We start from the raw sequence: 17751 nt of genomic DNA, 5'->3' as shown, positions 1-17751 counted from the left end.
GTGTCTGATCCCTGGCTGACCATCATCGGTATCGGCGAAGATGGCCTTGCCGGCCTGTCCGAGGCAAGCCGAAAGGCGCTCGATGAGGCCGAAACCGCGTTCGGCGGTGAGCGGCACCTTGCGCTTGCCGGCGTCGGCAGCCGTGGCCGACCGTGGCCGGCGCCGTTCGACGCCGCTGTCGTTCTGAGCTGTCGCGGCCGGCCAACGGTGGTGCTCGCCTCCGGCGATCCGTTCTGGCACGGTGCCGGCGCCGTCCTCGCCGAGAGGCTCGGCAGCGACGAGTGGATCGCGCATCCGGCACCGTCGACCTTCTCGCTCGCGGCCGCCCGGTTGGGCTGGCGGCTGGAGACCACGACATGCATCGGCCTCCATGCCGCGCCGTTCGAGCGCCTGATACCGCATCTGGTGCGAGATGCGCGCATCATCTGCCTGATGCGTGACGCAAGAGCGGTCGGCGATCTCGCGAAATGGCTGACGGAACGCGGATGGGGCGCCTCAATGTTGTGGACGCTCGAGGCGCTTGGCGGGCCGCGAGAATACATTGACCAGCATCGCGTCGACCTCTTTGCCGAGGAGGTCGCCGCAAATCTGGTCGCGGTGGCGGTGTGGGCGAGGGGGACGCAGGGCATTCCCCGCAGCTCGGGCCTGCTTGACGATCTGTTCGTGCACGACGGCCAGATCACCAAGCGGCCGGTCCGCGCGCTGGCGCTCTCGGCGCTGGCGCCACGTCCGGGCGAGCGACTGTGGGACGTCGGCGCCGGCTCGGGATCGATCTCGGTCGAGTGGGCGCTGTGCGGGGGGACGGCGACCGCCATCGAGCCGCGCGAGGATCGCGTCGCGAACATTCGTAAGAATGCAGCCGCGTTCGGACTGGCGCATCGGGTTGCTGTCGTCACCGGGAGGGCGCCGGAAGCTCTTGCCGGGTTGGAAGCGCCGGATGCCGTCTTCATTGGCGGCGGTCTCGACAGCGCGATGTTCGATGCGATCTGGTCGCGCCTCGCACCTGGAACGCGGCTCGTTGTACATTCCGTCACGCTGGAGACGGAAGCCCTGCTTGGCGATCTGCAGCAGCGCCACGGTGGCGAGCTGATGCGGGTCGAGATCGCGCATGCTGGCCCGCTCGGCCGCTATCGTTCCTGGGAGGCGACACGGCCGGTGGTGCAGTGGAGCGCGGTCCGATGAAGGTGGCCGGGCTCGGATTCAGAAAGGACGTCACGCTGGCTTCGCTGCGCGAGGCGTTGCTGGCAGCGGGCGGCCCTGCGGGACTCGACGCGGTGGCAACCGTCGGAGACAAGGCCGATACAGAATCGCTGAAGCAGCTCGCGCGCGAGTGCGGCGTGCCGATCAGGCCTATTCCGGCCGAGACGCTGGCTGGCATTGACACGTTTACGCAATCGAAGCTCGTCGTGGAGAAGTTCGGCGCAGGATCGGTTGCCGAAGCCGTGGCGCTCGCGGCGGCTGGCCCTCGGGCGCGGCTGATCGCGACCCGCGTGGTCTCGCGGGATCGCACCGCAACCGCCGCAATCGCGGAAGGAGACGGGGCATGACGGTGCATTTCATCGGCGCAGGGCCAGGCGCACCTGATTTGCTGACCTTGCGCGGACGCGATCTGATCGCGGCCTGTCCGGTCTGCCTCTATGCCGGCTCCCTGATCCCTGAAGGCGTGCTGGCGCATTGCCCGCCCGGCGCGCGCATCGTCAACACGGCGCCGCTGTCGCTCGACGAGATCATCGCGGAGATTGCCGCCGCGCATGCGGACGGCAAGGATGTCGCGCGGCTGCATTCCGGCGATCTCTCGATCTGGTCGGCGATGGGCGAGCAGCTCCGCCGCCTCCGCGCGCTCGGCATTCCCTATACGGTCACGCCTGGTGTGCCGTCCTTTTCCGCCGCTGCGGCAGCGCTGGAGGCCGAGCTGACGCTGCCGGGGCTTGCCCAGACGGTGGTGCTGACGCGCACGCCGGGCCGCGCCAGCGCAATGCCCGAAGGCGAGAAGCTCGCCGCATTCGCCGCGACCGGCGCGGTGCTCGCGATCCATCTGTCGATCCACCTGCTCGACAAGGTCGTCGCCGAGCTCACGCCGCATTACGGCGGGGATTGCCCCGTCGCCATTGTCTGGCGCGCGAGCTGGCCGGACCAGCGTATCGTGCGCGCGACGCTGGCGACGCTGGATGCCGCAATCGGCACGGAGATGGAGCGCACTGCGCTGATCCTGGTCGGCAAAACGCTTGGCGCTGCGGATTTCGACGAGAGCCGTCTCTACGCTGCTGACTACGACCGCCGCTATCGGCCTGTTGGCGCCGAGCCGCGCTTTCCGGAGGCATCGTGATGGCGGCAGGCCTCGTCATCTCCGCACCGGCCTCCGGCGTCGGCAAGACCACGCTGACGCTGGCGCTGGCGCGGGCCTGGCGCGATCGCGGCTTGAACGTGCAGTGCTTCAAGAGCGGGCCGGATTACATCGATCCGGCCTTTCACGCCGCCGCCACGGGACGCGCCTCCGTCAACGTCGACAGCTGGGCGATGGACCGCGGGACGATTCTGCATCTGGTCAGCCGCGGCAGGGATGCCGATATTGTGCTCGCCGAGGGCTCGATGGGCCTGTTCGACGGCGTCGCCGCGCGCGGCGTCTGCGGCACCGGTGCCACCGCCGACATCGCGGAGATGCTGGGCTGGCCGGTGCTGCTGGTGATCGATCCCTCGGGCCAGGCGCAGACTGCCGCCGCAATCGCTGCGGGCCTGCGCGATTATCGCCCCGGCGTCAGACTTGCGGGCGTCGTGCTCAATCGCGTCGCCAGCCCGCGCCACGAAGACCTGGTGCGGCGCGCGCTTGTTGATGCCGGCATCGCCGTGTTCGGCGCGCTGCCGCGCCATGCCGAGATCAGCCTGCCGAAGCGGCATCTCGGTCTGGTGCAGGCCGAAGAGCAGGCCGAGATCGGCAAGCTGATCGACGAGGCCGCGCGCTTCGTCGCCGAGCATGTCGATCTCGATGCGGTGTTGCGCTCCGCAGCCGGATGGTCGCCGCAACCGGCGGCGAGCGGCCTGAACGTGGCGCCGCCGGGGCAGCGCATTGCGCTGGCGCGCGATGCCGCGTTCTCCTTCGTCTATCCGCATATGCTGGAAGCCTGGCGCGCGGCGGGCGCCGAGATCTTGCCGTTCTCGCCGCTGGCCGATGAAACGCCTCATGCGAGCGCCGATGTGTGCTGGTTGCCCGGGGGCTATCCCGAGCTTCATGCCGGCAGGATCGCGTCCAATGCCCGGTTTCGCGACGGCCTGCGCGCCTTCGCGGAAACGCGGCCGGTGCACGGCGAATGCGGGGGCTATATGGTGCTGGGAGCCGCTTTGACCGATGCGGACGGGATCCGCCATGCGATGACAGGCCTGCTTGGCCTCGAGACCAGCTTTGCCAAACGCCGCATGCATCTGGGCTATCGCCTCGCGGCGCTCGCCGCGCCGATGCCGGGCCATCGTCCCGGCGCGCGTCTGCGCGGCCACGAGTTTCACTATTCGACCATTGTTGCCCAGCCTGACACGCCGCTGGCGGTCGTGCATGATGCAACGGGCGCGGTCATCGCCGAGACCGGCTCGCAGCGCGGCTACGTCAGCGGCACCTTCTTTCATCTGATCGCGGAGGACCGGTGAGCGGGTTCGTTTCCTTCATCTCCGCCGGACCCGGCGACCCCGAGCTGCTCACGCTCAAGGGCGCCGCGCGGCTGCGCGAGGCCGACGTCGTGCTCTATGACGATCTTGCCTCCGGCGCGATCCTCGATCTCGCCCGGCCGGGCGCCAATCTCGTCGCGGTCGGCAAGCGCGCAGGGCGGCCCTCGACCAAGCAGCATCACGTCAACCGCCTGCTGGTCGACTATGCCGCGACCGGCGCGCGCGTGGTGCGGCTCAAGTCCGGCGATGCCGGCATTTTCGGCCGGCTCGAGGAGGAGATCGAGACGTTGCGCGAGGCCGGCATCGGCTATGAGATCGTGCCGGGCGTCACCTCGGCTTGTGTCGCCGCCGCGCAGGCCGGCATTCCCCTGACCCGACGCCATACCTCCCGCCGGGTGCAGTTCATCACCGGGGCCGACGTCACCGGCGAGCTGCCGCCGAATCTGAACTGGGCGGCGCTGGCCGATCCTGAGGCGACGACCGTGGTCTATATGGGCCGGCGCACCTTTCCGGCGCTTGCCGCAAAATTGATCGCGCACGGTCTCGCCGCGAATACCCCGGCGCTGTTCGCCGAATCCCTCGGCCGCCCCGACGAGCGGCTGGTCCGCACCACGATTGCCGAGCTTGCCGAGCAGCTTGCCCGCGGCGGCGCCGCTTCCACCGCCGCCGTGATCCTGTTCGGCGCGCTGGCGGGGGATTATCCGTCATGATTGTCTCGGGCGCGCCTCGCCCCTTGACGCAGGCTCGGCGAAAGGGGCACACAGGAGCGGCAAGGTGCTCGACGCGGCGCAAAGCGCCGGAGCATAATCGGGAATGGGGATGGGCGGACCAAGTTGCGGCGCCCAAAACCCCAGCCGCCCCCGCGACTGTAAGCGGTGAGGGGCTCCGATCAGCCACTGGGCCGCAAGGTCCGGGAAGGCCGGAGAACCAGTGAACCGCGAGCCAGGAGACCGGCCCTGCACGTTTTGAGGCCAAGGCCGTCGGGTGTGACGGCAGGAAGGATCTGAGCCATGCATATCGAACCCGGGGTAGTGACGGGCGCCAAGCTCGTGTTGAGTTACGCAACCGGCATCGCCGCAGGCGGCGTTGCCTTGAAGCTCGCAGCCGAGACTGTGCGCGAGCAGGGCATCGGCTCGTTCGCGGCGCGGACGCTCGCCACCACGATCCTCGTCTTCACCTTCTTCGAGATCCTGCCGCACTTCCCGGTCGGCGTCTCCGAGGTGCACTTCATCCTCGGCTCGACGCTGTTCCTGCTGTTCGGTGCTGCGCCCGCGGCCTTCGGCCTCGCGTTCGGCCTGCTGCTTCAGGGCGTGTTGTTCGAGCCGGCCGACCTGCCGCAATACGGCATGAACGTCACGACGCTGCTGGTGCCGCTGTTCGCGATCCAGGCGATCGCCACGCGGATCATTCCGCGCAACACGGCCTATGTCGACCTGAAGTATCGGCAGGCATTGGCGCTGTCGACCACCTATCAGGCCGGCGTGATCGCCTGGGTGGCGTTCTGGGCGCTCTATGGCTCCGGCTTTGCGATGAGCAACCTCGCCAGCATCGCGACGTTTGCGGCTTCCTACGCGCTGGTGATCGTGATCGAGCCGCTCGCCGATCTCGCCGTGCTGGCGCTGGCGAAGTCGCTGCGCGGCGTCACCGCGCCCGGCCTCGTCACCCCGCGCCTGCACAACGCAGCTTAAGCGAGACAGGGGGCGGCCGTCATGGCCGCCCCCACGCGCGATGCTCACGCTCTCCCTGATCGGCATCGGTTGCGGCGATCCTGGCCAGCTCACGCGCGCCGCCGTTCAAGCCATCAACGCCGCCGACCTCGTCCTGATCCCACGCAAGGGAACGGCGAAGTCCGATCTCGCCGATCTCAGGCGGACGATCTGCGCGGATGTGCTCACCAGCGACACGACAGCCATTGCCGAGTTCGATCTTCCCGTGCGCGATGCCGCCGAGGCGGATTACCGCAAGGGCGTGGACGACTGGCACGATGCGGTCGCCGCGACCTGGTCGCGGACGATCGCAGATCATCTCGGAAGCAAGGGCAAGGTCGCGCTGCTGATCTGGGGCGATCCTTCGCTGTATGATTCCTCGCTGCGCATTGCGCGGCGGCTCGATCCCTTGCCCAAGATCGAGGTTGTGCCCGGCATCACGTCGATCCAGGCGCTGTGTGCGGCACATGCGCTGCCGCTGAACGATATCGGCGAGCCGTTTCTGGTCACGACGGGCCGGCGCTTGCGCGAAGGCGGCTGGCCGCAAGGCGTCGACACCGTGGTGGTGATGCTCGACGGTGGCACGGCATTCGAATCGTTGGATCCGGCAGGGATTCACATCTACTGGGGCGCCTATCTCGGCATGCCCGATCAGATCATCATGTCCGGCGCCCTCGCCGAAACCGGCCCGCGCATCGTCGCGGCACGGCAGGAAGCGCGCGCGCGGCATGGCTGGATCATGGATAGCTACATTCTCAAGCGCAGGCGTTAAGCGAGGCAGCATGCTCCCCGAATGGGTCACCCGGAACTGCCCCGCGATCTCCGCGCTCCATCGCGAGGCGGCGATCGCGCGTCAGGCGCAGCTGACAAAGCCGACCGGCGCGCTCGGCCGGCTCGAGCAGCTCGCGATCGAGCTCGCAGGTCTGCAGGCAACCGAGCAGCCGCGCGCGGCGCGCGTGCCGATCATCGTCTTCGCCGGCGACCACGGCATCGTCGTGCAGGGCGTCTCGGCCTATCCGCAAGAAGTGACCATCGCGATGATGGCGAATTTTGCCTCCGGCGGTGCTGCGATCTCGGTGCTGGCGCGCGAGCTTGGCTCCAGCCTGGAGGTGGTCGACGCCGGCACGCTGGCGCAACAGGAGATGGCGGGGATCGTCACCGACAAGCCGCGCCACGGCACCCGCGATTTCAGCGTGGAGGCTGCGCTCACACCGGCCGAGCTGGCGTTTGCCTTCGAGGCCGGCCAGCGCGCGGTTGCGCGGGCGGAGGCCAACCAGCCCGACCTGTTGATCTTCGGCGAAATGGGGATCGGCAACACCACGACGTCGGCAGCGATTGCGGCGAGCCTGCTCGGCATCAGCGCCGAGGAGATCGCGGGCAGCGGCACCGGCGTCGACGCGGCCGGCCGGGCGCACAAGGCGCGCGTGATCGATGCGGCGATTGCACGTCACGGCGTTTCGGGCGCGGCGCCGGAAAAGATCCTGTGTGCCGTCGGCGGGCTCGAAATCGCCGCGATCTCGGGCGCGATCATCGCGGCCGCGCAGCGCCGCATCCCCGTGCTGATCGATGGCTTCATCGTGTCGGTCGCAGCGCTCGCAGCGGTGCGGCTGAACCCGTCATGTCAGCCCTATCTGCTGCCGTCGCATCAATCGGCCGAGCAGGGCCATCGCCTGATGCTGCGCGCCCTGAACGTGCAGCCGCTGATCAGCCTCGATCTCAGGCTCGGTGAGGGATCGGGCGCCGCCATCGCGCTGCCGCTGGTGCGCGTCGCCTGCGCGCTTCATAACGGCATGGCCACCTTTGCAGAGGCCAATGTGCCCGATCGGCCTAGCTGATCCGCTGATTGACCGAGACGACGCGCCAGCCGGCCGCGAGGCGATCGATCCGGGTCAGCGACAGCGGCTCGATCACGAAGCGCAAGGCGGCTTGTGGCGTGAGATCGAGCGCGATGCACAGCGCGGCGCGGATGGTGCCGGAATGCACGATGAGCGTGGCTGGTCCCGCTCCGATCCGCGACAGACCGAGCTGCACGCGCGCGACCTGATCCGCAAAGCTTTCGCCGCCCGGCGGCCGTCCGCCGGCCGGATCGTTCCAGAACTGCGCATAGGCCTCGCCGCCCGCGGCAGCGAGCGCGTCGTGCCGATGGCCGGTCCAGTCGCCGAAATCCTGCTCGCGGAATTCGCTGACCTGCTCCGGTTCGTGCCCCAGCGCGCGCGCCGTCTCGACCGTGCGCCGCGACGGGCTGGCGTAGCTCGCAGTGTCCCGCGGCAGGCGCTGCCGCAGCGCCTCCAGTTGCGCGCGATCGCGGAGATCGGCCGGCGCATCGGCGGCATGGATCGTCCCTTTGACGCCATCGACCGGCGCATGCCGTATCAGCCAGAGGAAGGTCTCGCCTTCCATGCTCATCTCCAAGGAAGTTGGTCGCTGTGGCAATAACGCCGCAACTGGCACATTGACTCTGTCGTGACGGTAATCCTAGATGCTCGCGACGGTTTCCCCGAGAGGGGATGAAAAGGGAATGCGGTGCGGGGACGTTGTCCCCAATGCCGTGGCTGCCCCCGCAACTGTGAGCGGATAATCCTTCGTCAGAAGCCACTGGGTCCTCGGTCCCGGGAAGGCGACGAAGTGGTGATGACCCGCGAGCCAGGAGACCTGCCGTCAGCCGTGGTCACACGCGAAGATGTCGGTCGGGGAGTACAGACATTCGGCTTCATCGGACGGCCGCAAGGCCAAGGGTGAGACCTCGTTCGCTGTGACGTGCCACTGACGTCATACCGAGGTTTCCAGCCGTGTCTTCCATCCGCATCTTCCGACCGCGCCATTTCCTGCTTGCTTCCGCGGCTCTCACGTTCTTTGCAGCGCTCGATCTGCCCGCCGCACAGGCGCAGCAGGCTCGCGAACCGCTGCCGCCGGTCGAAGTGTCGCCCGCGCAATCCCGCAAGCCAGCCAGATCAGCCGGCCGGGAGGCGCAAGGCCCACGCCGCGCGGCGGCGCGCAGGCCTGCTGCCGCATCCGCAGCGCCCAAGCCCCTCGCCCCGGCTGCGACGGCGCAGACGCCGCTTAACAGCAATGCCGTGGCCGAAAGCGCCTCGCGGCTCGGCCTGACGGTGCGCGAGATGCCCGCGACCGTCGAGGTGATCTCGGCCGAGACCATGCGCGAGCAGGGCTATCGCACCGTCTCCGACGTGGCCCAGGGCGCGGTCGGCGTCACCTCCGGTGACAATCCGGCCGAGCCTTCCGCCTTCTCGATGCGCGGTTTCACCAACAGCCAGATCAACACGCTCTACAACGGCATCAAGATCGGCCCGCAGAACATGACCTCGCGGATCATGGACACCGCCAATCTGGAGGCCGTGGAATTCTTGAAAGGCCCGGCCTCGCTGATCTCGGGCGAGGGGGCCGCGGGCGGCGCGATCAATTTGGTCACCAGGCAGCCGCACACGGGACCGATCCGGAACGAAGCCGATTTCTCCTGGGATTCCCTGAACTCGTTCCGCGCGCATTACGGCTCGGGCGGCAGCACCAACGTGCAAGGCCTCGACTACCGCTTCGACGTCAGCCGCTCCGCGCTCAACGGCTTTGCCGACGACACCAACACCAAGATGCTGGATGTGTCCGGCCAGCTCAACTACCGCATCTCCGACAGCCTCAAGGTCTGGGGCGCGATCGAATATCGCGAGGACCGTTCGAAGGCCTATTGGGGCGCGCCGCTGGTGCCGATCGCCTTCAGCGGCTCGCATGCGACGAGCGGGATCGTTTCGGGCAATTACGTCTCGAACTACAACAAGACCGACCTCGGCGCCGTCACCATCGACGACCGCACCTTCAACACCAACTACAACGTCCTCGACAATCGCAACGTCGCGCAGGAAGTCTGGCTGCGTGGCGGCTTCGAGCTGAAGCTCGCGCCCGATCTCACGCTGAAAAGTCAGGCCTATGGCTATGGCGCGGAACGCAGCTGGTTCAACAACGAGGTCGAGGCGTTCAATTCCGGAACGAACCTGGTCGATCGCGAGCGCTTCTACGTCGCACACAGCCAGCGTCTCGTCGGCAACATCACCGACCTGATCTGGGACACGAACATCGCAGGTTTCGACAATCGGCTGGTCACGACGTTGTCCTCGAGCTATCTCGATTTCGTCAGGCCGGGCGCGGCCAATTTCCCCGGCGATTCCGTTTCCCTGGTCGATCCCAACCGCGGCTTCTACGGCCTTCTCACGACGCAGCAACAGACTGCGCGTATCGACAACGAAGCCCTCTCGTTCGAGGACCGGCTGAAGCTGACCCGGACCTTCGCGCTGATCGGCGGCATCCGCGTCGAGCATATCGGACTCGATCGCAACTCGACCGACAAGAGCGGCTTGGAGAAAGCAGGCTTCCCGTACACGAAGGACTGGGCGCCTGTGACGGGGCGCATCGGCTACACCTGGGAGGCCGTGCCCGGCCTGACCTTCTTCAGCCAGTACGCGACCGGCGCGGATGTGTCGGCCAACAACATCTTCCTGCTCACGCCGACCCAGCCGCTGGACCTCACCACCGCACGCACCTACGAGACCGGCGTCAAGCATCTGTTCTGGGACAACCGGGCGGAGTGGTCGTTCTCGGCCTACGATATCGTGCGCAGGAACGTCTATGCCGCGGCCGGCGGACAGGCGCTCAACATCGCCGGGCGGCAGGAGTCCAAAGGCGTCGAGCTTGCGGCGTCCGTGCGCCCGATCGAGCCGCTGCGGCTCTGGGGCAACATCGCCTATGTCGATGCGCGCTATGCCGATTACAATTTCGTTGGCGGCTCGTTCTCCGGCAACACGCCGCCCAACGTCCCGCGCATCGTCGCCAATGCCGGCGCGTCCTGGCGCTTCTTCACGCCCTGGCCGGTGGAGCTCGGCATCACCGGCCGCCATGTCGGCGACCGCTACAACACCGATGCCAATGTCGTGACGATGAAGGCCTACACCGTGGCCGACGTCTATGCCTTCGTCGACATCCCCAAGACGGTGTTCAACGCAGTCGACCAGGCCCGCCTGACCTTCCGCGTCCGCAACGTCACCGACAAGCGCTATGCGATCTGGGGCGATCCGTTCTATCCCGACCAGATCCTCCTTGGCGCGCCGCGCACCTACGAGCTCTCGGCGGCGTTCAAATGGTAGGACGCTGACCGCATGCTGGGCGCGGTCGTCCTGTTGCATCGCTGGCTAGGGGTCGCGTTCTGCCTGCTGTTCGCGATGTGGTTCGCGACCGGTATCGTGATGCACTTCGTTCCGTTTCCGTCGCTGACGGAAGCGGAGCGCTTTGCCGGCCTTGCGCCGGTGGTGTACGCGGAAGCAAGGATCTCAATCGCCGACGCAGTCGCCGCGAGCGGGGTCATCGATGCCACGCGCGTGCGTCTGGTCCAGCGGAGCGGGGGATCGGTCTATATCGTGTCGGGGTCATCGCGCGTTCGTGCGGTCCGTGCCGCCGACGGGCAGGACGCAGCTTTGATGTCTGCCGATCTCGCGCTCGCCATCGCGCAAGATCACGCCCGCCGCCGCGGGCTCGATGCCGCGCGGGCCGGGATCGTCGCGCTGGAAGATTACGATCAATGGAGCGTGCCGAACGGCTTCGACCGCCATCGGCCCTTGTTTCGCATCGCGCTCGGCGATGCCGCTGGAACGGAGATCTATCTGTCGTCGCGCACCGGCGAGGTCGTCCTCGATACGACGCGAGGCGAGCGCGGCTGGAATTGGGCCGGCAGTGTGCTGCACTGGATCTATCCCACGGTCCTGCGGAGCAATTGGTCGCTGTGGGATCGCGTCGTCTGGACGCTGTCGCTGCTGGCCTTGCTCGCGGCTTCGCTGGGCGCGTTGCTCGGGATGGTGCGGATCAGGATGCGAGATCGCCGGATCTCGACGCCCTACCGCGGCTGGCATGCGCTGCATCACCTCGTTGGCCTTGCAGTAACGGTCTTCGTGTTGACCTGGATTTTCAGCGGCTGGCTTTCGATGGATCACGGCCGGCTGTTCTCGCGCGGGGAGCTGAGCCCCACCGAAGCCGGCGTGATGAACGCGGCACCGGACTGGACGGCGGCCCCGTCATTCGATCGACAGCCGACAACATCGTCGGTCCGCGAGGTTGAATGGTTCGCCTTCGGCGGTCATGTCTATCGCCGCGATCGCTCCGCCCTCGGCGTCCAGACCTTGGCCATGGCGGGGGATGCCTCCCGCGCGGAATTTCTGACCGCGCGCGAGGTCGAGGGGCTCGCGGTGCGGCTCGCCGCCGGATGCGGCACGCCGTCCGTTGTTGCCGGAAGCGACGATTATCCCGCGCATTCCGCCGTTCCCGGAGCACCCGTCTACCGCGCGCGCTGCGGCGATCTCTGGCTCGACATCGACGGTGCCGGCGGCCAGGTGCTGCAACGGCTGGACGCCTCGCGGCGCGCCTATCGCTGGTTCTACAGCGCGCTGCACACGCTCGATTTCCCGGTCCTCATGGCGCATCCACGATTGCGCGATATCGTGATCGTCGGGCTCTGTGCGCTGGGTTTCGCGTTCTCCATGACCGGCGTCGTCATCGGCTGGCGCCGCTTGCGGCTCTCTCTGATGGTCTGACCGGGCGAACCAGCCGCGATCTCGACGCGGTGCACACGCTCTGCGATCGTACCCTCGTGGATCGCAACGCTGGCGACAACTCTTTGAGGCCCCGGGCGGCTCAAAATCGCGATGAGATCCTGCTGGCGAAGGGCCGGTTAGTGGCATACCATTTGCAAGCGAATGGGCTCTGGTTTCAACTACTCTTGGCCAACGATGGCCAGCATCACGGCATTACTGGGAGGACTTCCATGGATCGCAGGACCGTATTGAAGGGATTGGCTGGGGCGGGCGGTCTGGCATTGACCGGCCTCTCGGCCCCGGCGATCGCGCAAGGCGCATCAGCCCGCACCCTGCGCTTCGTGCCCCAGGCCAATCTCGCCAATTTCGATCCGATCTGGGGCACGCAATATGTCGTGCGCAATGCCGCCGCGATGGTCTGGGACACGCTCTACGGCATCGATGCGCAGCTTCAGCCGCAGCGGCAGATGGTCGAGTCCGAGGAAGTGACCGACGACGGCACGACCTGGACGTTCAAATTGCGTCCGGGCCTCAAGTTTCATGACGGCGAACCGGTGCTGAGCAAGGACGTCGTTGCGAGCCTGACGCGCTGGTCGGCGCGCGACCCCATGGGATTGATGATCAAGGCGCTCCAGCAGGAGCTCACTGCCGTCGACGACCGCACCTTCAAATGGGTGCTCAAGCAGCCCTTCCCGAAGATGCTTTACGCGCTGGCTAAGAACAACTCGCCGTGCGGCTTCATCATGCCGGAGCGAATCGCGCAGACCGATCCGTTCAAGCAGATCACCGAATATGTCGGCTCGGGGCCGATGAAGTTTGCCAAGGGCGAGTGGGTTCCCGGCGCAAAGGCCGTGTTCGAGAAGTTTGCGGACTACGTGCCGCGGCAGGAGAAGGCCTCCTGGCTTGCCGGGGGCAAGCAGATGCAGCTCGACCGCATCGAATGGATCGTGATGCCGGATCCGGCCACGGCAGCCGCGGCGTTGCAGAACGGCGAGGTCGACTGGTGGGAAAACCCGATTGCGGACCTCGTTCCGGTCCTGAAGAAGAACAAGAACATCAGCGTCGACATCGGCGATCCGCTCGGCAATATCGGCTCGTTCCGCATGAACCATCTGTTCGCGCCCTTCAACGACGTGCGGGCGCGGCGCGCGGTGCTGATGGCGCTCAGCCAGGAAGACTACATGCGCGCGATCGTCGGCGACGACAACGCGCTCTGGAAGCCGCTGCCCGGCTTCTTCACGCCGGATACGCCGCTCTATAGCGAGGTGGGCGGCGAGATCCTGAAGGGCAAGCGCGATCTCGATGCGGCCAAGAAACTGCTCGCCGAGAGCGGCTATTCCGGGCAGCCAGTGACGTGCATCGTGGCGCAGGACCAGCCGATCACCAAGGCGCTGGGCGACGTCACCGCCGACCTGCTGAAGAGGCTCGGCATGAATGTCGACTTCGTCGCTACCGATTGGGGCACGGTCGGCTCGCGCCGCGCGCAGAAGACCCCGCCGGGGCAGGGCGGCTGGAACATGTTCCACACCTGGCACGCGGGCGCCGACTGCATCAATCCGGCACCGTACACCGCCATTCGCGCCAACGGCGACAAGGCCTGGTTCGGCTGGCCGAACAGCCCCGCCACGGAGAAGGAGGTCGCGTCCTGGTTCGAGGCCAAGAACCTCGACGAGGAGAAGGCCGCCATCGGCCGCCTCAACAAGGCGGCCCTCGATGACGTCGTCTACGCGCCGACGGGCTTCTTCCTGAGCTACACTGCGTGGCGCAAGAACGTCTCCGGCATCACCAAGGGGCCGCTGCCGTTCTTCTGGGGCGTCTCCAAGTCTGCATGATCGTGCGCTGAGGCCAGATGCTCTCCTACATCCTCCGCCGCATCGCCGCGACCCTGCCGGTCATGGCCATCGTCGCGCTGTTCGTGTTCAGCCTGCTCTACATCGCGCCGGGTGATCCCGCCGTGGTGATCGCGGGCGACCAGGCCAGTCCGGAGGATGTGGAGCGCATCCGCCAGAGCCTCGGTCTGGATCGGCCGTTCCTGGTCCAGTTCGGAAGCTGGGTCTGGCGCATCCTGCACGGCGATCTCGGCACCTCGATCTTCACCAATCTGCCGGTGTCGGCGATGATCGGGCAGCGTCTCGGACCGACGCTGTCGCTGATGATCGTCACGCTGCTGCTCACGATCGTGGTGGCGGTGCCGCTCGGCGTGGTGGCGGCGTGGAAGGCCGGCAGCCTGATCGACCGCGTCATCATGGGCTTTGCCGTGTTCGGCTTCTCGCTGCCCGTCTTCGTGGTCGGCTACATGCTCGCCTACATCTTCGCACTCGAGCTCGAATGGCTGCCGGTGCAAGGCTACACGCCGCTCAGCTCAGGCTTCTGGCCGTGGCTGGAAAACCTGATCCTGCCGGCGATTGCGCTCGGCTGCGTCTACATCGCGCTGGTCGCGCGCATCACCCGCGCGTCCATGCTCGAAGTGTTGCAGCAGGATTATATCCGCACGGCCAAGGCGAAGGGCCTCGGGCAGGGCGGCATCCTGTTCATTCACGCGCTGAAGAACGCGGCGGTGCCGATCGTGACGGTGATCGGGATCGGCATCGCGCTGCTGATCGGCGGCGCGGTCGTGACCGAGAGCGTGTTCGCGATTCCCGGCCTCGGCCGGCTCACGATCGATGCGATCCTGCGGCGCGACTATCCCGTCATCCAGGGCATCGTGCTGCTGTTCAGCTTCGTCTACGTCCTCGTCAATCTGATGATCGACGTCATTTACACGCTCGTTGACCCGAGGATCCGCTATTGACCGACACGACCGTCAATCCGCAATCGCTTCCAGCCGGGTTCGTCCTTGCACCACAACTGCCTGAAATCCTGCGACCGGTCACGATCCGGCGCGGCTTCCTCGGGTTCTTGCGCGGCCATCCCACCGTTGCGATCGGCGGCGCATTGCTGCTGACGCTGGTGCTGATCGCGATTTTTGCGCCCTATCTCGGGTCGGTCGATCCGACCGCGCTCGCGCCGGCCAAACGCACGCGTGCGCCGTCGGCCGATTTCTGGTTCGGCACCGACGTGCTCGGACGCGATATCTATTCGCGCGTGCTGTTCGGCGCGCGGGTTTCGCTCACGGTCGGACTGTCGGTGGCGATCTTTGCGTCTGCTGCCGGCCTTGCCATCGGCATGGTCTCCGGCTTTATCCGCTGGGCCGACGGCATTCTGATGCGCTTCATGGACGGGCTGATGTCGATCCCGCCGATCCTGCTCGCGATCGCGCTGATGGCGCTGACACGGGGCAGCGTCGGCAACGTCATCCTCGCCATCACCGTTGCCGAGATCCCGCGCGTCTCCCGTCTCGTCCGCAGCGTCGTGTTGTCGCTCCGCGAGCAGCCTTACGTGGATGCTGCGGTCGCCTGCGGCACGCGCACGCCGATGATCATCCTGCGCCACATCCTGCCCAACACGGTGGCGCCCATGCTGGTGCAGGCGACCTATATCTGCGCCAGCGCCATGATCACCGAGGCGATCCTGTCCTTCATCGGCGCCGGCACGCCGCCGACCATTCCGTCCTGGGGCAACATCATGGCCGAGGGCCGCGCGCTGTGGCAGGTCAAGCCCTACATCGTGTTCTTCCCGGCGGCGTTCCTGTCCGTGACCGTGCTCGCCGTGAATCTCCTCGGCGACGGCCTTCGCGATGCGCTCGACCCGCGCATGGCCAAAAGCCTGTGATGTTGCCTGTGATGGATCGAGGCTGATCGCAATGGCCCTGCTCGAAGTCGACAACCTCCAGACCCATTTCCGCACCCCCGGCGGCATCAACCGCGCCGTCGACGGCGTATCCTTCCATGTCAATGAAGGCGAGACGCTGGCCATCGTCGGCGAGTCCGGCTGCGGCAAGTCGGTGACCTCGATGTCCTTGATGCGGCTGATCCCGGAGCCGCCGGGCCGGATCGCGGGCAGCATCCGCTTTGCGGGCAAGGACCTCCTCAAGCTGTCCGATCGCGAGATGCGCGCCATCCGCGGCAACGACATCTCGATGATCTTCCAGGAGCCGATGACCAGCCTCAATCCGGTCCTCACCGTCGGCCGCCAGATCCGCGAGACGCTGATGATCCATCAGGGCCTGGACAAGCAGGCCGCCGAGGCGCACGCGATCGAGATGCTGACGCTGGTCGGCATCCCCGAGCCGGGGCGGCGGGTGCGCGAATATCCGCACCAGCTCTCCGGCGGCATGCGCCAGCGCGTGATGATCGCCATCGCGCTCGCCTGCAACCCGAAGCTTCTGATCGCGGACGAGCCCACCACCGCGCTCGACGTGACGATCCAGGCCCAGATCCTCAAGCTGATGCTGGACCTCAAGCGCCGGGTCGGCGCCGCCATCATCCTGATCACCCACGATCTCGGCGTCGTTGCCGAGATCGCCGAGCGCGTCATGGTGATGTATGCCGGCCGCAAGGTCGAGGAGGCGCCGGTCGCCGAACTGTTCCGCTCCCCGCGTCATCCGTACACGCAAGGCCTGTTGGGCGCGGTGCCGCGGCTCGGCTCCTCGCTGACGGGCACCGCGAGGCGGCTGGCCGAGATTCCCGGGCAGGTGCCGGATCTGCGCAAGCCGATCGTCGGCTGCGTCTTCGCCGGCCGCTGCGCGCTCGCGACCGATCTGTGCCGGCAATACGCGCCGGGGCTCGAAGAGAAGGGCCCGCGCCACATTGCCGCCTGTCATTATTCGGCCAAGGGAGCCGTCGCGGCATGAGCCTTCCGCTGCTCCAGGTCAACGACCTCAAGAAGCATTTTCCGGTCAAGGCCGGGCTGTTCAGCCGCAAGTCCGAATTCGTCTATGCGGTCGACGGCGTCTCCTTCGAGATCGCGCGCGGCGAGACGCTGTCGCTGGTCGGCGAGTCCGGCTGCGGCAAGTCGACGGTCGGCCGCGCCATCCTGCGGCTGTTCGACATCACCGCGGGACAGGTGATCCTCGACGGCCAGCGTATCGACGACGCCGCGCCGAGCACGATGCGCCAGATGCGACGGCGCGTGCAGGTGGTGTTCCAGGATCCGTTCTCCAGCCTCAACCCGCGCATGCGGGTGCGCGATATCCTGGCCGAGCCGATCCGCAATTTCGGCCTCGCCAAATCCGCAGAGGATCTCGAAGTTCGCCTCACGGCGCTGATGGACACCGTGCGATTGCCGCGCGAGGCGCTCAATCGCAGGCCGCACGAATTCTCCGGCGGCCAGCGTCAGCGCATCGGCATCGCCCGGGCGCTGGCAGCCGAACCCGAGCTGATCGTGTGCGACGAGGCGGTGTCGGCGCTCGACGTCTCGGTCAAGGCGCAGATCGTCAATCTGCTGCAGGATCTCCAGAGCGAGTTCGGCCTCGCGCTTTTGTTCATCAGCCACGATCTCGCGATCGTCGAGCACATGACCCACCGGGTTGCGGTGATGTATCTCGGCAAGATCGTGGAGGTGGCGCCGCGCCGCGAGATCTTTGCCGCGCCCAGACATCCCTATACCAAGGCGCTGCTGTCCGCGGTGCCGCTGCCGGAGCCGGGTGCCCAGCGCAATCCGATCATCCTCAAGGGCGACGTGCCGAGCCCGATCAACCCGCCGAAGGGTTGCCGCTTCCACACCCGCTGCCCGCTCGTCTTCGATCGCTGCCGGGTCGAAGAGCCGGTGCTTCGCGCAGCCGGAGCCGAGCAATGGGTTGCCTGTCATCTCGAAGAGGGCGCGCCAGCGGCGAGCCCTGAAGGGTGAGATTCGCGTTGGAATTCGTCAGCAAAAACAACCCCCGTTCTACTGTGCATGGGGTTGTTTTCGCATTTTTTGACGTGGCC

The 17751-nt window shown here is 66.9% G+C and carries 16 protein-coding genes and 2 riboswitches; of the genes, 15 read left to right on the top strand and 1 reads right to left on the bottom strand.

From position 1 onward, the window contains the following. The 8 genes from cbiE to cobT all read left to right on the top strand — a co-directional run bounded on the left by cbiE (position 1) and on the right by cobT (position 7195). Positions 1–1182, top strand: coding sequence for a precorrin-6y C5,15-methyltransferase (decarboxylating) subunit CbiE (gene cbiE / locus E4K64_RS13990; protein ID WP_135164039.1), 1182 nt, complete (start codon positions 1–3; stop codon positions 1180–1182). Then, complete coding sequence (locus tag E4K64_RS13985; protein ID WP_167771994.1) at positions 1179–1547, top strand: cobalamin biosynthesis protein; 369 nt, start codon at positions 1179–1181, stop codon at positions 1545–1547. Before cbiE ends, E4K64_RS13985 begins: the two co-directional genes overlap by 4 nt. Then, entirely contained in the window at positions 1544–2326 is a 783-nt protein-coding gene (gene cobM, locus E4K64_RS13980) for a precorrin-4 C(11)-methyltransferase (protein ID WP_135164037.1), read from the top strand. The genes E4K64_RS13985 and cobM overlap by 4 nt, the downstream gene beginning before the upstream one ends. Next, complete coding sequence (locus E4K64_RS13975; protein ID WP_135164036.1) at positions 2326–3636, top strand: cobyrinic acid a,c-diamide synthase CobB; 1311 nt, start codon at positions 2326–2328, stop codon at positions 3634–3636. Before cobM ends, E4K64_RS13975 begins: the two co-directional genes overlap by 1 nt. After that, positions 3633–4364: a uroporphyrinogen-III C-methyltransferase gene (gene cobA / locus E4K64_RS13970; RefSeq protein ID WP_135164035.1), complete on the top strand. Its 732-nt coding sequence runs from the start codon at positions 3633–3635 to the stop codon at positions 4362–4364. Before E4K64_RS13975 ends, cobA begins: the two co-directional genes overlap by 4 nt. A gap of 45 nt (positions 4365–4409) precedes the next feature. Then, positions 4410–4627: riboswitch (cobalamin riboswitch) on the top strand. Positions 4628–4664: 37 nt separating this feature from the next. Next, positions 4665–5342 (top strand): energy-coupling factor ABC transporter permease, encoded by a 678-nt coding sequence (locus tag E4K64_RS13965; RefSeq protein WP_135164034.1) that lies wholly within the window; start codon positions 4665–4667, stop codon positions 5340–5342. 40 nt (positions 5343–5382) lie between these two features. Beyond that, complete coding sequence (cobF, locus tag E4K64_RS13960; protein WP_135164033.1) at positions 5383–6132, top strand: precorrin-6A synthase (deacetylating); 750 nt, start codon at positions 5383–5385, stop codon at positions 6130–6132. A 10-nt stretch (positions 6133–6142) separates the two neighbouring features. Then, the gene (cobT, locus tag E4K64_RS13955; RefSeq protein ID WP_135164032.1) at positions 6143–7195 is read left to right on the top strand and encodes a nicotinate-nucleotide--dimethylbenzimidazole phosphoribosyltransferase; all 1053 of its coding nucleotides are present in this window, start codon (positions 6143–6145) and stop codon (positions 7193–7195) included. On the opposite strand, the gene E4K64_RS13950 is transcribed toward cobT, so the two are convergent. Further along, positions 7188–7760 carry a histidine phosphatase family protein gene (locus E4K64_RS13950; RefSeq protein ID WP_167771993.1) on the bottom strand — a complete coding sequence of 191 codons (573 nt, stop codon included), beginning with the start codon at positions 7758–7760 and terminating at the stop codon, positions 7188–7190. The genes cobT and E4K64_RS13950 overlap by 8 nt on opposite strands. 72 nt (positions 7761–7832) lie before the next feature. After that, positions 7833–8034: riboswitch (cobalamin riboswitch) on the top strand. A 115-nt stretch (positions 8035–8149) separates the two neighbouring features. Between E4K64_RS13950 and E4K64_RS40295 the strand changes: the two genes are divergently transcribed. The 7 genes from E4K64_RS40295 (at position 8150) to E4K64_RS13910 (ending at position 17671) form a co-directional block, all read left to right on the top strand. Further along, positions 8150–10507 (top strand): TonB-dependent receptor, encoded by a 2358-nt coding sequence (locus tag E4K64_RS40295; protein ID WP_167771992.1) that lies wholly within the window; start codon positions 8150–8152, stop codon positions 10505–10507. A gap of 12 nt (positions 10508–10519) precedes the next feature. Continuing rightward, the gene (locus E4K64_RS13935; protein WP_135164029.1) at positions 10520–11944 is read left to right on the top strand and encodes a PepSY domain-containing protein; all 1425 of its coding nucleotides are present in this window, start codon (positions 10520–10522) and stop codon (positions 11942–11944) included. Positions 11945–12174: 230 nt separating this feature from the next. Next, positions 12175–13776, top strand: coding sequence for an ABC transporter substrate-binding protein (locus E4K64_RS13930; RefSeq protein WP_135164028.1), 1602 nt, complete (start codon positions 12175–12177; stop codon positions 13774–13776). 17 nt (positions 13777–13793) lie between these two features. Continuing rightward, positions 13794–14735, top strand: a complete 942-nt coding sequence (locus E4K64_RS13925; RefSeq protein WP_135164027.1) for an ABC transporter permease — start codon at positions 13794–13796, stop codon at positions 14733–14735. Next, the gene (locus E4K64_RS13920; protein ID WP_135164026.1) at positions 14732–15655 is read left to right on the top strand and encodes an ABC transporter permease; all 924 of its coding nucleotides are present in this window, start codon (positions 14732–14734) and stop codon (positions 15653–15655) included. The genes E4K64_RS13925 and E4K64_RS13920 overlap by 4 nt, the downstream gene beginning before the upstream one ends. Positions 15656–15686: 31 nt before the next feature. Beyond that, on the top strand, positions 15687–16676 hold the full coding sequence (locus tag E4K64_RS13915) for an ABC transporter ATP-binding protein (protein ID WP_167771991.1): 990 nt from the start codon (positions 15687–15689) through the stop codon (positions 16674–16676). After that, positions 16673–17671 (top strand): ABC transporter ATP-binding protein, encoded by a 999-nt coding sequence (locus E4K64_RS13910; RefSeq protein ID WP_135164024.1) that lies wholly within the window; start codon positions 16673–16675, stop codon positions 17669–17671. The genes E4K64_RS13915 and E4K64_RS13910 overlap by 4 nt, the downstream gene beginning before the upstream one ends. The last annotated feature ends 80 nt before the right edge of the window (positions 17672–17751 follow it).

The organism is Bradyrhizobium frederickii, assembly GCF_004570865.1.
Classification (GTDB): Bacteria; Pseudomonadota; Alphaproteobacteria; order Rhizobiales; family Xanthobacteraceae; genus Bradyrhizobium; species Bradyrhizobium frederickii.
This window is presented reverse-complemented; position numbering and strand designations above follow the sequence as displayed.

Coding starts and splice junctions, on each gene's coding strand:
- E4K64_RS13985 (WP_167771994.1), top strand. CDS start 1,179: ATGAAGGTGGCCGGGCTCGGATTCAGAAAGGACGTCACGCTGGCTTCG.
- cobM (WP_135164037.1), top strand. CDS start 1,544: ATGACGGTGCATTTCATCGGCGCAGGGCCAGGCGCACCTGATTTGCTG.
- E4K64_RS13975 (WP_135164036.1), top strand. CDS start 2,326: ATGGCGGCAGGCCTCGTCATCTCCGCACCGGCCTCCGGCGTCGGCAAG.
- E4K64_RS13965 (WP_135164034.1), top strand. CDS start 4,665: ATGCATATCGAACCCGGGGTAGTGACGGGCGCCAAGCTCGTGTTGAGT.
- cobF (WP_135164033.1), top strand. CDS start 5,383: ATGCTCACGCTCTCCCTGATCGGCATCGGTTGCGGCGATCCTGGCCAG.
- cobT (WP_135164032.1), top strand. CDS start 6,143: ATGCTCCCCGAATGGGTCACCCGGAACTGCCCCGCGATCTCCGCGCTC.
- E4K64_RS13950 (WP_167771993.1), bottom strand. CDS start 7,760: ATGGAAGGCGAGACCTTCCTCTGGCTGATACGGCATGCGCCGGTCGAT.
- E4K64_RS13935 (WP_135164029.1), top strand. CDS start 10,520: ATGCTGGGCGCGGTCGTCCTGTTGCATCGCTGGCTAGGGGTCGCGTTC.
- E4K64_RS13930 (WP_135164028.1), top strand. CDS start 12,175: ATGGATCGCAGGACCGTATTGAAGGGATTGGCTGGGGCGGGCGGTCTG.
- E4K64_RS13925 (WP_135164027.1), top strand. CDS start 13,794: ATGCTCTCCTACATCCTCCGCCGCATCGCCGCGACCCTGCCGGTCATG.
- E4K64_RS13915 (WP_167771991.1), top strand. CDS start 15,687: ATGGCCCTGCTCGAAGTCGACAACCTCCAGACCCATTTCCGCACCCCC.
- E4K64_RS13910 (WP_135164024.1), top strand. CDS start 16,673: ATGAGCCTTCCGCTGCTCCAGGTCAACGACCTCAAGAAGCATTTTCCG.